The sequence below is a fragment of the Photobacterium sp. NCIMB 13483 genome, assembly GCF_003025475.1.
In the GTDB taxonomy this organism is placed as follows: Bacteria; Pseudomonadota; Gammaproteobacteria; order Enterobacterales; family Vibrionaceae; genus Photobacterium; species Photobacterium piscicola.
In genome coordinates this window covers 1-15,548 of sequence record NZ_PYLV01000017.1, presented here as the reverse complement: position 1 = coordinate 15,548, position 15,548 = coordinate 1, and the positions used below count along the sequence as shown (strand labels likewise).

12 protein-coding genes are annotated in these 15,548 nt (G+C 39.1%); 6 read left to right on the top strand and 6 right to left on the bottom strand.

The genetic code is table 11. The features are described from left to right. The first annotated feature begins 402 nt into the window (after window positions 1-402). The 5 genes from C9I86_RS13460 (at window position 403) to C9I86_RS13440 (ending at window position 6,658) form a co-directional block, all read left to right on the top strand. Window positions 403-3,246 carry a xanthine dehydrogenase family protein molybdopterin-binding subunit gene (locus tag C9I86_RS13460; RefSeq protein WP_199190793.1) on the top strand — a complete coding sequence of 948 codons (2,844 nt, stop codon included), beginning with the start codon at window positions 403-405 and terminating at the stop codon, window positions 3,244-3,246. After that, window positions 3,243-3,773 (top strand): (2Fe-2S)-binding protein, encoded by a 531-nt coding sequence (locus C9I86_RS13455; protein WP_107276642.1) that lies wholly within the window; start codon window positions 3,243-3,245, stop codon window positions 3,771-3,773. Before C9I86_RS13460 ends, C9I86_RS13455 begins: the two co-directional genes overlap by 4 nt. Continuing rightward, on the top strand, window positions 3,770-5,041 hold the full coding sequence (locus C9I86_RS13450) for a cytochrome c (RefSeq protein WP_080156380.1): 1,272 nt from the start codon (window positions 3,770-3,772) through the stop codon (window positions 5,039-5,041). Before C9I86_RS13455 ends, C9I86_RS13450 begins: the two co-directional genes overlap by 4 nt. Before the next feature lie 74 nt (window positions 5,042-5,115). Continuing rightward, complete coding sequence (locus tag C9I86_RS13445; protein ID WP_107276641.1) at window positions 5,116-6,096, top strand: XdhC family protein; 981 nt, start codon at window positions 5,116-5,118, stop codon at window positions 6,094-6,096. Next, on the top strand, window positions 6,089-6,658 hold the full coding sequence (locus tag C9I86_RS13440) for an NTP transferase domain-containing protein (protein ID WP_107276640.1): 570 nt from the start codon (window positions 6,089-6,091) through the stop codon (window positions 6,656-6,658). The genes C9I86_RS13445 and C9I86_RS13440 overlap by 8 nt, the downstream gene beginning before the upstream one ends. A gap of 101 nt (window positions 6,659-6,759) precedes the next feature. On the opposite strand, the gene C9I86_RS13435 is transcribed toward C9I86_RS13440, so the two are convergent. From C9I86_RS13435 to C9I86_RS13425, 3 genes are all read right to left on the bottom strand, one after another. Beyond that, on the bottom strand, window positions 6,760-7,812 hold the full coding sequence (locus C9I86_RS13435; protein WP_080156377.1) for a succinylglutamate desuccinylase/aspartoacylase family protein: 1,053 nt from the start codon (window positions 7,810-7,812) through the stop codon (window positions 6,760-6,762). Between the two features lie 240 nt (window positions 7,813-8,052). After that, entirely contained in the window at window positions 8,053-9,384 is a 1,332-nt protein-coding gene (locus tag C9I86_RS13430) for a peptidoglycan DD-metalloendopeptidase family protein (RefSeq protein WP_080156376.1), read from the bottom strand. A gap of 297 nt (window positions 9,385-9,681) precedes the next feature. Then, entirely contained in the window at window positions 9,682-9,978 is a 297-nt protein-coding gene (locus tag C9I86_RS13425) for a hypothetical protein (RefSeq protein ID WP_107276639.1), read from the bottom strand. Between the two features lie 155 nt (window positions 9,979-10,133). Here C9I86_RS13425 and C9I86_RS13420 point away from each other — a divergent pair, with 155 nt between their 5' ends. Then, window positions 10,134-10,577, top strand: a complete 444-nt coding sequence (locus C9I86_RS13420) for a bifunctional diaminohydroxyphosphoribosylaminopyrimidine deaminase/5-amino-6-(5-phosphoribosylamino)uracil reductase RibD (RefSeq protein ID WP_107276638.1) — start codon at window positions 10,134-10,136, stop codon at window positions 10,575-10,577. A gap of 134 nt (window positions 10,578-10,711) precedes the next feature. Here the strand turns inward: C9I86_RS13420 and C9I86_RS13415 are convergent, their stop codons facing one another. From C9I86_RS13415 to tal, 3 genes are all read right to left on the bottom strand, one after another. Further along, complete coding sequence (locus tag C9I86_RS13415; RefSeq protein WP_080156373.1) at window positions 10,712-11,023, bottom strand: cation diffusion facilitator family transporter; 312 nt, start codon at window positions 11,021-11,023, stop codon at window positions 10,712-10,714. Between the two features lie 772 nt (window positions 11,024-11,795). Beyond that, window positions 11,796-13,790, bottom strand: a complete 1,995-nt coding sequence (gene tkt, locus C9I86_RS13410; protein ID WP_107276637.1) for a transketolase — start codon at window positions 13,788-13,790, stop codon at window positions 11,796-11,798. Between the two features lie 80 nt (window positions 13,791-13,870). Next, window positions 13,871-14,821, bottom strand: a complete 951-nt coding sequence (tal, locus tag C9I86_RS13405) for a transaldolase (protein ID WP_080156371.1) — start codon at window positions 14,819-14,821, stop codon at window positions 13,871-13,873. Between the last annotated feature and the right edge of the window lie 727 nt (window positions 14,822-15,548).

Below are 15,548 nucleotides of genomic sequence, written 5' to 3'. Positions count from 1 at the left end.
TGACGATACTTTAATAGACTAACTTGATAACTTATAAATCAATATTAATTTGAAATCTGTTTTTTTTTGAATAAAGATCTCTTTACCGTTGTGAAAATAGTTTATTTATTGTCTGTTTAGCAAAAAAAATTATCGAATGTAAACCTTGTTGTTGTTTTTATGTTGTCTTTATTTAATTTAAATAAGTATTCATATTTTTGGTTTTAATTCATTGTTGTGTATATGATGCGGAAGTATAAAATACGCAATACTAGGTATATCTATTTTGTGTAAATAGTAATTTTAACTCGCTATTCTTATTTTTTGTTAATGACCATTCCATTAGTAATGGTTTAGCAGGAAATAGAATTTTAGATTTGAAATAATATAAAAATTATAACGAGAACGTTAAAGGAGTTAATCATGTCAATGGAACTTTCGCGAAGGAGTTTTATTAAACATGGTATCATTGCTGGTATCTGCGTTTATACAGTCCCCGCTTTAGCCCGATTTAATCTTAATTTAGATGGGAGTAATAGTTTAGTTGCTCCTGAATTAGCATCATCTTGGAAATCTGATTTTAAAGTACGTTTTCGAAGTGATGCTATTGCTAAAGTGACGGGTGAAAAAGTGTATGGACGTGATTTACGATCAACCGATATTGACGGTTGGCCAAGTGAGCAGTCATGGGCTTTTTATATTCGTGCCGATCGTGCTGATCGTATTTATCAAGGTGTTGATTTAAGTCTGTTATCAGCAAATGCTCGACCTAGTAATATTGTTACAGCAGCAACATTAACTAAAGATAAAATTGAATTGCCACAATTTTATGGCACAAATATGTTAGTGGCTGAAGGAGCTATGCCTGATTATATTGGTCAGGCTGTTATGTTACTTATTTTTGATGATTTTCTTACTTATCATCGCGCTAAAAATATATTGCAGTTTAATAGTGAAATTATTAAATATGGTAAGCAACAGCCTTTAGTCGCAACAGAGAAAGATCCGTGGGGAGTCTGGCGTATTACTCGTGAGCAAGGTAATACGGCAGGTGTATTGCCTGATAAATACAGCGCATTAAAAAATGGTGTTAATTTCCCTAATTATGTTGATCATAAACCATTTTGGCCACAACCCAATCATCTCGGTACAGCATTAGAGCAACAAATGGCGGTTGCTGACGATATTAAAGCAAGCTTAAAAGATGATAATAATTTTGTGTTAGATCGTAATTATCAAACTCAATTTATTGATCCGATGTTCTTAGAGCCAGAATGCTTTAATGGGTGGTTTGATCCTAAAACTCAGACCATGCACACCATTCCGTCTTCGCAATCTCCAGCTAACTTATTTGGCTTTGCAACCAAGATGCTTAACAATGGTCCTCTTGCAGGTAAAGTGAAGAACTTGGTTGTGCATTCCCCGTTTATTGGTGGTGGCTTTGGTGGTAAAGATCACTCTATCTTGCCTTATTACGGTTTATTAGCTGCGATGTACAGTAAACATCCTGTACGTATGGCAAACGATCGCTTCCAACAGTTTCAATCAGGTTTAAAACGTCATCCTTTTAAGATGCACAACCAATTAGCGATTGATAAAACAACCGGTAAATTCCAAGGGATTGTGAGTTACATGGATCTTGATGGCGGTGGCCGTGAAAACTTCAGCTCTGTTGTTGCTGAAGTCGGCGCGAGTGCATTGCAGTCAATTTATTATTTCCCTAAAAATGATATTACCGCTGTTGCCAATGTGTCTGAAAACCCCGCATCAGGTTCTATGCGTGGTTTTGGTACGTTACAGACAATGTCAGCCATGGAAATGATGGTTAATGAAGCAGCACAATTGCTCAATATTGATCCGATTGATTTAAGACTTCGTAATACGATTCAAACGGGCCAATTGAATACCCAAGGTGCGGTACCAACCAGCACTGAACATTATGCTGAAATATTAAAACAAGCACAGCAGCATGAAATGTGGACCCAGCGTGAACAACGCCGTAAAACCTATGAAGCGAAATATCCAAATAAACGCTTTGGTACGGGTTTTGCCATTTGTACTAAAGATTATGGTGCGGGTGATGATGCACCTTCAACTTATATTGAAATGGATAAAAACGGTCGTTTAGTGATGGGTATTTCTGCGGTGGAAATCGGTACTGGCGCACAAACATCACAAGCAGCTGTTTTAGCTGATTATTTTGGCCGTCCTGCTGATACTATCAACCTTGCTGAAGTGCATGGTTGGGATCCGTTACAGATGATCAATACTCAATCACCATTTACGATGAGTCAAGCCTACCAAGATAAAATGCAACAAAATCCACGTTGGACACCAACGATTCCTTATGCATCGTCTGCATCAACGTCGGCTTATTTCCAATCTAAAGCAACAGAAAATGCAGCGAAAGTAATTTTTGAATACGGATTATGGCCTGCGGCAAAAGCTATTTGGGCTAAGTTGTATTACAGCGGTGATCTGGCTGCGATAGATTTTGGTGCAATGGAAGATGCTGTTTGGGTTGATGGTAAGTTAAGTGCTAAAGGGATGGAGCCATTACCTCTTGATATGTTAGCACGGCATGTTCATCAGCAAGGTTTAGTGGCCGGTGCAATGGTGCATACATTTAACCGTTGGGGCTGGGTGGATGCAGATTTCACTGTTGAAGGACAGACAAAAACGTATCAATTAGATGCAATGGCAGTGAAATATGGCCATGGTGCTAATGCGAATAAGAAAAAATTAATGGCCAGTGATGGCTGGCATTTATTAGACCGTAGCAATGTTAACTATCCAGCGACTGTTTTAAATAATGCAATGGTGGTGTATTACGCCCCTTGTGCAGTCTTGGTCGAATTAGCGGTTGAAGAAGGCTCAGGTAAAGTTGAAATTGTTGCCACTCAAACTTGGCTTGATGCAGGTAAAGTGATCGTTAAAGAGTTGGTTGAAGGTCAAATTGAAGGCGGTTTGGTGATGGGGATTGGGCATGTATTGCACGAATACTTACCACCAGGTGAAGAAGGTCCAGGTAATGGTACTTGGAACCTCAATCGTTATCAGGTGCCATTAGCGACAGATGTGGGTGTATGGCAAATGAATCATACTATTTTGCCGCCATTTAATAACTCTGATCAGCGCAAAGGTATTGCTGAAGTGGTGATGATTCCAATTGTCGCGGCTGTTACTGAAGCACTTTATCAAATTACTAATAAACGTTTTTACCACTTACCTGTAACCGCAAATGATATTAAGGAAGCACTCGCATGATCACTGTAACAATGACTATTAACGGTAATGTTGTCGGTCCAGTTGATGTTGACGAATCAGTAAAAATGATTGATTTTCTTCATGAATATCAAGGGTTAACTGGTACTAAGTTTGGTTGTGGTATTGGTGTTTGTCACGCCTGCTCTATCATTGTGGATGATGCCGATGGTGGCTCGCATACGGAACGTACTTGTATCAATGGTGTTGGTAATTTTAACGGCAAAAAACTGCGTACCGTCGAAGGTCACGCAAAACGTAATTTAATGGGGCAGATCACAGCATTAAGCCCAGTACAGCAAACATTTGTGGATCATTTTTCTTTTCAATGTGGTTGGTGTACTTCTGGTTTTGTTAATGAATCAACCGTATTAGTTGAGCAATTAGCCAAGCAACCTGTCGATAAAGAACAGGTTGAAGATGTGATTGAAAACGCATTAAAAAAACATATTTGCCGTTGTTCTGGTTACCGTAAATACTATGTTGGTTTGCGAGATTTAGTACTGTCACAGCCGGGGTTAGTCAAATGAAACCGAGTTTAAAAATCAGTGCCATTTGTGGTTTATTATTAAGTAGCGGCGCAGTGTATGCACAAGCCGAATCAACGGATACACAAGCGCCATTATCCGAAAACATGGCACAATTGATCGCGCAAGGTAAATACTTAGCGGCTGCGGGTGATTGCAGTGGTTGTCATACTATTGATAGTGGTCAAGTTTATGGTGGTGGGCGTGCATTTGACACACCTTTTGGCACCTTATATTCAACTAATATTAGTAGTGATAAACAGCACGGTATTGGTAATTATAGTTATCAGCAATTTGTTGATGCGGTGCGTAATGGTGTTGCACCTAAAGGTAATTTATACCCTGCGATGCCTTATACGTCGTATCACCGCATTAACGATCACGATATGCACGCGTTATATGCGTATTTCATGCAAACCAAACCTGCGACTCAACCGAATAGAGAAAATGGGATTGGGTTCCCGTTCAATATTCGTATGGGATTAAAAGTCTGGAATCTTATCGCGTTTGATAAACCGACCTTTACACCTACCGCGGATAAAACGCCATTATGGAATCGTGGTAAATATCTAGTGCAAGGATTAGGCCACTGTGGTGAGTGTCATACTCCGCGTAATTTTATGATGGCAACGGAGCAACAACACGCACTAGAAGGTGCGGTAGTTAATAATCTTAATGCGCCTAATATTACCTCAAAAAATCTTGCTCAAGAACATTGGACATTTAATAATTTAGCCCAGTTCTTAAAAACAGGACAATCACCGAAAGGCACTGCGTTTAATGATATGTTCATTGTTGAGAAACATAGTCTAACTCAACTGGACGATCATGATATTACTGCAATAACCAGTTATTTATTGAATCAAACACAACCACCACAATCGGCTGTGGCACAACCTAAGTTAACGTCACTTGTTACATCACAATTTGATACTAAACTACCAGGATACCGTATTTATATGGATAAGTGTTCTGGTTGCCATGGTCAAAATGGTCAGGGGACACCAAATGTGGCCCCTGCGTTAGAAAATAATGCGACTATTGCAAACAGTAATATTTTCAATACGGTAGCTGTGTTAAATAATGGTATTGAGCGACAAAGTTACAGTCAGAATCAAACTTATTATGCTATGCCTGGATATAAAAATAGCTTAAATGACCAACAAATGGCTGATTTGATAACGTATCTGCATAAACGTTTTTCTTCACAAGTAACAACGACCACCGCAAAGCAAGTCGCGGCAGTTAAAAAGCAATTAGCTAACGATTAAGCTTAAGATTAGCCTGCATTATTGCAGGCTAACTTCGGTATTGTTGTTATAGTAAACAAAGTGATAGACGACTTATGAATGCCTTAGATAAACACGTATTATTAGATTGTCAGACATGGCTACACCAAGGGAAATCAGTGTGGTTATGTACTATTTTATCCACTTATGGATCGGCTCCTCGTCCTGTTGGCGCTTTATTTGCTACTGATGGTGACATTCGCTCAGGATCGGTATCCGGCGGGTGTATTGAAGATGCTTTTATGAAGTTAATTCAACAACATGAGCTAGATAAACCACTACAAGTGTTTGATTATGGTACCCATTTAGCCACGAATGGTAGCCAATATGAACTGCCGTGTGGTGGTCACATCTCTTTATTAATTGAACATTTATACCCTGATGATTGTTATTTAGTCGATAGTTGGTTAACGGCAGCGGAACAAACGCCTGCTTTTATTCGTGCTATTAATATTGAGACTGAGCAACGTAATATTGTCAGTGGTACAGATACTACGCTATATCCTTCCCCCTGGTTAACGGTGCATTACCAACAACATTGGCAATTACTATTATTGGGCATAAGCCAAGTCAGTGAAGAGGTTGCACGGTTAGCCGTGAGAGCGGGATTTACTGTAAGATTGTGTGATATTCGTGAAAATTACAGTCAAAGTTGGCGTTGGACAGCGGCAGAAGGGGGCATTGATGTTGAATGGTGCTCTGCGGATGCTTTTGTTGAGCGTTATACCAATGTTTATACCGCAGTGTTAGCACTTGCCCATGATCCTCGTGTTGATGACATGGGATTGATGGGAGCATTAGAGTCCAATGCGTTTTATATTGGTGCATTAGGTTCACATGTGAACAGTGCTCGTCGTCGTGAACGATTAATGCGAATTGGTGAATATACTCAGGCTGAATTAGCACGATTACATGCGCCAATTGGGATTGCTATTGGTAGTAAGACCCCGTTTGAAATTGCCATTGCCGTGATCGCAGAAGTTATCGCAGTAAAAAACGGCATTGACTGTGATTCATGGCATTATCACCATGGTTGATTGTGTTATACCTGCTGCGGGGCTGTCATCACGAATGGGGACATGGAAACCTATACTACCTTATCGTGACAGTACACTACTTAATATTGCCATTGAACACGCCTTGGTCTTTTGTTCAAGAGTAATAGTCGTTGCCGGTTATCGCGCTGATGAATTGGTGCAGCAATACCAACATCAGCCACATATTCTTGTGGTGGTGAATCCTGATTATCAACAAGGTATGTTAAGCTCTATTCAAAAGGGTATTGCAGCGGTAACCAGTTCATGGTTTTTTATTACTCATGCCGATATGCCTTGTATCAATCCGCAGGTATTTTCGTTGTTATCGCAAATGCGTCATGAGCGAGTGGTCTTTCCTGGTAATAAGCAACAAACAGGGCATCCCGTTTTAATTGATGCTGCGTTAATTCCTCAAATTTTAGCTTTACCGACGACGGCGAAAATGAAACAAGTATTACAAACAGGTGAAGAGCAATATTTACAGTTAGATGCATCAAGTGGTATTTATCATGATATTGATACACCTGAAAAATATCAGCAATTACTTCGAACATGCAAATAAACAGTAAGTTACAAAATAAATACCATAAAAAAGAGAAGCTAATAATGCTTCTCTTTTTGTTTGTACTTTATTTATAGACATCTTTTAATGATAATGATGTATTAGCTGGTCATGCCCCATTTTAAATCATCATCAAGCTCTTCAATCGCATCGTAAAGATAAGACTCAACTTGCTCTTCTACTAAGCCATCAGGTTCTTCAAAAAACGCAATGTGGAAAATAGCATCACCTTCGTTCACGAGTGGTAGTGTTTGTTGACCAATGACAATGCCACCTTGTGGTGCAATCACTGTTATTTGATTACTACCAGCAGGATCGCTGATCGTCGCAATAACTTGGTTTTTATCTACTTTTTCACCTAATGCAACGTGTGAGCGTAGTAAGCCATCAGAATCAGCACGTACCCAACGTGTCGCCTTTGGCACCATTGGCTCTACTATTTTTTTACTGCGGCTCGTACGTAACATTTCTAAGTGCTGCATTACTTTTAATACACCTTGTACACCTGAACCAACGGCATGGGCATCAAGGCGAAGTGCTTCACCTGCTTCAAAGGTGATCACGGGAATATTAAATTCTTCGGCTGCGGCACGTAATGAGCCTTCACGAAGGCTGGCGTCAACCACTACCGGAGAGCCAAATGCCATTGCCATTGCTTTTGCTTGTGGGTTATCAAGATTTGCACGAATTTGTGGTAAGTTTGTACGATAAATAGCGGCGGTATGCAAATCAACCACATGAGTAGCTCGGCGTACAACTTGATTAAAGTATTGATACGCCATACGGCCTGCGATGGAACCGCGTTCTGCGCCTGGAAAACAACGGTTTAAATCTCGGCGATCTGGAAGATAACGTGATTTATGAATAAAGCCAAACACGTTAACGACAGGTACCGCAATAATAGTGCCGTGTAGTTTTGATAAATCTATTTTTTCAATAACTTGACGTACAACTTCAATACCGTTGAGCTCATCACCATGAATAGCAGCATTGATCAGTAATACTGGGCCTGGATGTTTTCCATGCAGAATATCAACAGAGACTGATAATGGGGAGTGAGTATATAGGCGAGCAATTTCAAGTTCGCAATTGGCATGGCTTCCCGGTTCAACCATAAGATCTGCAAATTCAAACGGGATATTTTTTGTGGCCATAGATACGTCCTGTATATGGGCTATTGAGAGATAACGATTAATTAATGTTTTCGTATTGGCACTGCGTTATAAAAGTCTGAGAATAATCATTAAATCCATTTTAAAACAGGAACAATATCACGTTTAATTGAATTTTAAGTAACATAAATGTATCAGAGTGTATCTAAGGTGAAAGGGATCTGTTGTAGTGATGTTTAATAAAGGCATTGCTGTGGGTCAACAATGCCTTTTATAGGGTAATTACGAATCTTTTGGTTCGTTGCTAGCGACTTGAATCTCACTCTCTTTCGGTGGCAATGGCTGCTGCATTAAACGGTTGTATTGCACCACATCAAGCTCAAAGGCTTTCTTTTGTTGATGTGAAACCGATGCGGCTAGTGGAATCTTCGCTGTTAATGGATTAACAGGTTTGCCACGTACTAACAATTCATAGTGAATATGAGGGCCAGTAACACGTCCAGTTCTACCAGATAATGCGATTTTTTGACCGCGTTTTACACGTTGACCGACTTTGACCAAGATGCGGCTATTATGCAGATAACGGGTACTGTAATTAGCACTGTGTTTGATTACCACATAACGACCAGCGTAAGGGTGATTTGTCACGCGAGTTACGACACCATCACTGGTCGCTAATACCGGTGTTCCTGTTGGGGCTGCAAAATCGACCCCGTTATGAGGTTGAATACGTCCTGTTACTGGGTGGCGACGATAAGGGTTAAACTGTGAACTAATACGGAACCGTTTCGTTGTTGGATAGCGTAAAAATGCGCGCTGTAAGCTTTCACCATTTTGATCATAGAAATTACCATCACTGCTTAAATAAGCTGAATATTGGTGTTTTTTGGTGTAAATACGAATTGCCTGAAGTTCCGTATCACCACTTGCTTGATCATTGACATATTTGGCCTTACTTACAACTTCAAAACGATCACCTGCTTTTACGTCTTGTGTAAAATTCAACTTATCTTTAAAGATAGCAATGATTTCACTGATCTCACTGTTACTTAGACCCGCTTTTCTCGCTGAAAGGCTAAAACTTCCACTAATATCACCATTGATGACTTTTTCACGCCATACTCCGGGTAAGGTCACTTCTTTAACATCAAAGTCGTTATTTTTATCTCGTGTATAGTCAATCGTATGCGCGACATTAAATTGCAGTTGGAGTTTATTTAATCGATGATCTGTGTCTGTTACCCAAAATCGTAAAATATCATTGGGACGTAGGTTATCAATCTGTAAGCTATTTAAATCTGCAGCCATGATGTTTTTGACATCTGATTGTGGCAAATTTAAACGAGAAAAAATTTCACTCAGTGTATCGCCTTGTTTTACTTCATATTCATAAGTAGGTGGCAATATAATGTTTTTGATCACTGCGGCTGGTTTTAGAGTATTTAATACAACTTGAGGATTAGTAATTAAAGGCAGTTGTATTTCATTATGGCGTGTTGATGATGTGGTGTTAATTGATAATACGGCAGCAGTAGTGATAATTGATAGCCCAAAAAGGCTAATAAGGCGATAGTTTACAAAATTAGTTAGTACTGTCGTTTTAAACGTAAACATAATACTCGTCAGTTCTTTTATTTTTAATAAGTGCCTGGCACTTGGCTTATTTGGCGAATAGGTATCAAAACATAGCTTTTCTGAACCCTAAATGAATTAATGCTGTAGGCGCTATTTTTTTACTTAATTTCTCAACAATTACAGCTAGAAAGCATATAAATGATGAGTATAAGGTATTTTACTTGTCAAAGATGCAGAAAAGGCAATTTCGCCCAGTTGATTGATGCAATATTAAGCTGGGCGAATAGAGTATTTAGAGAAAAAGACAATATTTCATTATCTTAATGATTATTTATATTAACTATGGCTTTGATAGTGACTGGTGTATTTTTTCTTAGGACGCAGTATAACTTCTCGTTGTTCTAAATGCGGATCTCTATGGGAATTGATCTGTAAGTAGTTATTAGTATTGATTGAACTTACTACGTCGGTTTGAATTTTTTCTGCAGCCGTTAGTTGATGAGTATGATCTATATACTCAATCATATGTTGAGTCGTTAACGGGGGTTGTGTGGCGGTGGTTGGCATTGATGCTAATGCTGAGAATGAATGCAGTGCTAGCGATAATGCTAACGTTATTATTAATCGTTTCATGAAAAACCTCATGTTATTCAGAACGGGTATTTAAACCTATGGCACCTGAATTGAGGGTGAGTCATTGATTCATTTATCATTCATGGCTTCAACATAACGGTTGGCCTGATTTCGGTATAGAATAGATACTCTGTGATTATTAAAGTGAAGTTGTTATGACAGATTTAGCGCAAGAAATCAGCTTTATGCAGCGTGCATTAGCATTATCACATCAAGCATTGCCAGCTTGTCGTCCTAACCCACCTGTTGGGTGTGTGTTAGTGCGAGATGGGGAAATTGTGAGTGAAGGTTTTACGCAATCACCGGGGTGTCATCATGCAGAAGCGATGGCATTAGCAAATTATGCATCGCCACTTAACGATGTGACCGCTTATGTGACTTTGGAACCTTGTTCGTTTGTTGGTCGTACACCATCTTGTGCACATACTTTGGTTGAAAAAGGGATAAAGCGAGTCGTAGTTGCTACCCTTGATCCTGATCCACGAAATAGTGGTAAAGGTATTGATGTGTTAAAACAGGCAGGAATTGACGTAAGTGTTGGTTTGTGTGAGCAAGAGGTTTTTGACTTTATATCGCCGTATTTATTAAATAAAATATAAAATAAATTTTTATTTAAAAAACATTGGTATTAAAATAAAAAACAAAAGCCGATTTAAATGGATAATAAAACTATTACCACTATTAAATCGGCTTTTAAAATATCACGAATAAAAACGTAAACTTAAATAATTAATTATTTAGTTGAAGTTTTGTGATGTTCACGAGATGATTCTTTATGATCATGCTCTTTAGTTTTGTGATGACGGTGTTCGTCATGTTCATGACGGTCGCCATGAGTTTGTTCTGGGTGTTTATGACCTACAGGATCGCCACCATGTTGAGTGTGTGGGTGGCTTTTTTCATGGTCACGTACTTCATGGTGGTCACGGTCATGTTTGTGTTCTACTTCTTCACCGTAACGACGTTCCATCTTCACATGTTCAGCTTCAGCTGTATGTTGATGACCTTTTTGAGAACCTTGATGTTCTTGGCTATTATGACTCATATTCTTAATCCTTCAATAAACAGCGTTAATAATAAGTTTGTGTCTGTCTATGGGGTTTAATTTACGCTTATTTTAAATTTGAACAATATACTTTTTTATAATCAAATATTTTATTTTTGATAATTGCTGAATATTTAAAATGGGTATAAGAAGCAAAAATCATTATGTAGATATTTAATTAAACATAGAGTTTTATTATTATATTAGTATATAAAAATGGAAACATAGCTATTAATAATAATTACTTTTTTGTGGAGTAAACAAAGCAGTTATTTGTTTTTAAAAGGTATTAACATTAAGTAATAGCTATTTATTATGATTAGTGAGCTTTATAGTCAAATATTCTATCCACCCGATGAATAGGGTGAAGTAAATGTTAAATAGTCACCTATAAAATGAATGTAAAAAGTAGCACCGAGTGCTACTACTAAAGGCTCGTAATCATAGTGATAAAGAACTCAATTCTAAAAATATCATGCTTAAGAAATGAATGTCGGGTTAATTTTTGATAGTTTTTATCATACAGTAAGTAGCCTTTTGTCTTTCAACAAGGTGAAATTTATTGTGGATATCAGTTGAAATTATTTTTTGGGGAGTGGATTCCGTTTAAATAACGAGAAAATAATGACTGTTTGCGGATGATTATTAAGCAATACTTATGAAGTAACACTTAGGTGATAAAAAACAGATAAAAAAATGGCCTAACATTTGTTAGACCATTTTTAGATTCGTTATTTAAGAACAACAAATACGGTTCTTATTAATTATTAACTTATGCTAGTAATTCTTTAGCATTGTTAACGATGTTTTCAACAGTAAAGCCGAACATTTTGAATAACTCTTCAGCAGGCGCTGATTCACCAAATGTTGTCATACCGATGATGCGACCGTTAAGGCCTACATACTTGTACCAGAAGTCAGCAATACCTGCTTCAATAGCGATACGAGCAGTAACATCTGCAGGTAATACGCTTTCACGGTAAGCAGCATCTTGCTTATCAAATAAGTCAGTAGCAGGCATAGAAACTAGACGTACTTGACGACCAGCGGCTGTTAGCTCTGCGTATGCTTCTGCTGCGATACCCACTTCAGAACCTGTTGCAATTAAGATTAGCTCTGGCTTACCAGCACAATCTTTAAGGATGTAACCACCCTTAACGATGTTAGCTACTTGCTCTGCAGTACGATCTTGTTGAGTTAGGTTTTGACGAGAGAAGATTAAAGATGTTGGACCATCTTTACGTTCAATCGCGTATTTCCAAGAAACAGCAGATTCAACTTGGTCACATGGGCGCCATGTGCTCATGTTTGGTGTTAGACGTAGAGATGATACTTGCTCAACTGGTTGGTGAGTTGGACCATCTTCGCCTAGACCGATTGAATCGTGTGTGTACACTTGAATGTTCTGAACTTTCATCAGAGCAGCCATGCGTAGTGCGTTACGTGCGTATTCCATGAACATTAGGAATGTTGCGCCGTAAGGAACGAAACCACCGTGTAGTGCCATACCGTTGATGATTGCAGTCATACCAAATTCACGAACACCGTAGTGAATGTAGTTGCCTGAAGCATCTGTTGGTGTGATTGACTTAGAACCAGACCACATGGTTAGGTTTGAAGGTGCTAGGTCAGCAGAACCGCCCATGAATTCAGGTAATAGTTTACCAAATGCTTCAAGTGCGTTTTGAGAGGCTTTACGTGATGCAATGTTAGCTGGGTTTGCTTGTAGATCAGCAATAACTTTGCTTGTTTCAGCTTCCCAGTTAGCAGGTAGACCACCGTTCATACGACGAGTAAACTCAGACGCTAGCTCAGGGAATGCTGATGTATATGCTGCAAACTTCTCGTTCCAAGATGCTTGCTTCGCTTTACCTGCTTCTTTTGCATCCCACTCAGCATAGATGTCTGCCGGAATTTCAAAAGGACCGTGGTTCCAACCAAGGAATTCACGTGCTGCTTTGATTTCTTCAGCGCCTAGTGGAGCACCGTGACAGTCGTGAGAACCTGCCTTGTTTGGTGAACCAAAACCGATGATTGTCTTACAACAGATCAAAGTAGGTTTAGCTGTTTCAGCTTTTGCTTCTTCAATAGCGGCATTGATTGCTGCTGCATCGTGGCCATCAACGCTACGAATTACGTGCCAGCCGTAAGCTTCAAAGCGCATAGCTGTATCGTCAGCGAACCAACCTTCAACTTCACCATCGATAGAGATGCCGTTGTCATCCCAGAAAGCAACTAGCTTACCAAGACCTAGCGTACCTGCTAGAGAACATGCTTCGTGAGAGATACCTTCCATCATACAACCGTCGCCCATGAAAGCGTAAGTGTTGTGGTTTACGATATCATGACCTTCACGGTTGAATTGTGCAGCCATTGCTTTTTCAGCAAGCGCCATACCAACAGCGTTAGTAATACCTTGGCCTAGAGGACCTGTGGTTGTTTCAACACCTGGTGCGTAACCGTATTCTGGGTGACCTGGTGTTTTTGAATGCAGTTGACGGAAGTTTTTAAGATCGTCAATTGATAGGTCATAACCTGTTAGGTGAAGTAGAGAGTAAATAAGCATAGAGCCGTGGCCGTTTGATAATACAAAACGGTCGCGATCTGCCCATTTAGGGTCTTGTGGGTTATGGTCCATATGACCACGCCAAAGAACTTCTGCGATATCAGCCATACCCATAGGTGCGCCTGGGTGACCTGAATTTGCTTGTTGTACGCCGTCCATGCTTAGAGCACGAATAGCGTTAGCTAACATTTTATGTTCCATAGTGTTTCCACCAAAATATTAAGTAAATTTAAATTAAGAAAGCGGCTCTAAGAGCCGCTTTTTGAAATAGTGCTTAGCGATTAAAGACGATCTGCGATCATTGTCTCTAGTTTGCCTTGGTCTACTGCGAAGTTACGAATACCTTCAGCTAGTTTCTCAACTGCCATTGCTTCTTGGTTGTGATCCCATAGGAATTCAGCGTGAGTCATAGCAGCAGGACGTGCTTTTAGCTCTGTTGCTGGAAGTAGTTTCTGCTCAACAACACCAGTTGCATCTTCAAGTTCTTGAAGAAGTTGTGGGCTGATAGTTAGACGGTCACAACCTGCTAGCTCTAGAATCTCACCAATGCTACGGAAGCTTGCGCCCATAACTACTGTATTGTAACCGTGTTCTTTGTAGTAGTTGTAGATATTAGTTACAGAGATAACGCCTGGATCTTCTTGCGCTTCAAAACTACGGCCTTCTTTCGCTTTATACCAATCCATAATACGACCAACGAATGGTGAAATTAGGAATACGCCAGCTTCAGCACATGCACGTGCTTGAGCGAAAGAGAATAGAAGTGTTAGGTTACAGTTGATGCCTTCTTTTTCAAGAATCTCAGCTGCACGAATACCTTCCCAAGTAGACGCTAGTTTAATCAAAATACGATCGTTGCTGATGCCAGCATCGTTGTAAAGTTTGATTAGGTGACGTGCTTTAATTACGCTGCCTTCAGTATCGAAAGAAAGACGTGCGTCAACTTCAGTTGAGATACGACCAGGAACAACGTTTAAGATTTCTTTACCAATGTTTACTGCAAGCATGTCGCAAGTATCTTGGATTTGCTGTGCTTTATCATTGCTTTGTGCTTTTGCATAAGCAATAGATTGGTCAATTAAAGGAGCGTACTCAGCAATTTGTGCCGCTTTTAAGATCAATGATGGATTTGTTGTAGCATCTTCAGGCTGGTATTTGCTGATATCTTTGATATCACCAGTGTCAGCAACAACAGTAGTTAGTGCGCGTAGTTGTTCTAATTTTGTGCTCATATCTATCGACCTTATGTATAGGGCTTATGTCATGATGGCATTAGTTATAGCCTTAAATGGCACCATGTTCAAAAGAATTAATACTTACTCTAAGTACATTAATGATGACTATTAACCCACAGAGTGAGCATATGGAATGCACTGGAGCATTTGATGGATTGATAATTGTCTTTTTTGGCTTTTTTGTCAATTTAAAATGGGAATAAATCATATTCAGATCGCAATAAAAGCAGTTTCAAATTTTATTTAGGCTTTTGTTATGAACTATATGTGCTTTTTTACTTTTCATGAGTCGAACATTTGATCTGGTTATTGATCATTTGCGCGCGATAGTAATGATGTATAAGTTAATTGTTTATTAAATAAGGCGGAATAAATGTTACATAATAGCAATCAAAAAAAATATGACTAACTGCATTTAAAGTCTTTTTTCACCATCCTCTACCGTGAATTTTTGAAAAGGACGATAGATGGGGTAATACGTTTTAAACCTTATTCACTTAATAATGGGTTGGTATTGGCTTTACTAATGTAGGGGGAGTTAAGTGACAATAGCGAAGGTAGGCTAAATAGCAGATATAAAAAATGCCGACCTTAGCCTAATGCATGTGAATTAAGATAATTTACGCTTCCTTGAAGGCCTAGTCGCATAGCGACTAGGCCTTTTCTTTACTGCCCTTGGATAACTTCTTTCCTGCCTTTCTGGTAGTACAAAGCTTTCTGCCAT

Bases quoted from the DNA above. Each gene is read 5' to 3' on its own strand.
- C9I86_RS13450 (WP_080156380.1), top strand. From the start codon at position 3,770: ATGAAACCGAGTTTAAAAATCAGTGCCATTTGTGGTTTATTATTAAGT.
- C9I86_RS13415 (WP_080156373.1), bottom strand. From the start codon at position 11,023: ATGAGTCATAATAGCCAAGAACATCAAGGTTCTCAAAAAGGTCATCAA.
- C9I86_RS13445 (WP_107276641.1), top strand. From the start codon at position 5,116: ATGAATGCCTTAGATAAACACGTATTATTAGATTGTCAGACATGGCTA.
- C9I86_RS13460 (WP_199190793.1), top strand. From the start codon at position 403: ATGTCAATGGAACTTTCGCGAAGGAGTTTTATTAAACATGGTATCATT.
- C9I86_RS13455 (WP_107276642.1), top strand. From the start codon at position 3,243: ATGATCACTGTAACAATGACTATTAACGGTAATGTTGTCGGTCCAGTT.
- tal (WP_080156371.1), bottom strand. From the start codon at position 14,821: ATGAGCACAAAATTAGAACAACTACGCGCACTAACTACTGTTGTTGCT.
- C9I86_RS13440 (WP_107276640.1), top strand. From the start codon at position 6,089: ATGGTTGATTGTGTTATACCTGCTGCGGGGCTGTCATCACGAATGGGG.
- C9I86_RS13435 (WP_080156377.1), bottom strand. From the start codon at position 7,812: ATGGCCACAAAAAATATCCCGTTTGAATTTGCAGATCTTATGGTTGAA.
- C9I86_RS13430 (WP_080156376.1), bottom strand. From the start codon at position 9,384: ATGTTTACGTTTAAAACGACAGTACTAACTAATTTTGTAAACTATCGC.
- C9I86_RS13425 (WP_107276639.1), bottom strand. From the start codon at position 9,978: ATGAAACGATTAATAATAACGTTAGCATTATCGCTAGCACTGCATTCA.
- tkt (WP_107276637.1), bottom strand. From the start codon at position 13,790: ATGGAACATAAAATGTTAGCTAACGCTATTCGTGCTCTAAGCATGGAC.
- C9I86_RS13420 (WP_107276638.1), top strand. From the start codon at position 10,134: ATGACAGATTTAGCGCAAGAAATCAGCTTTATGCAGCGTGCATTAGCA.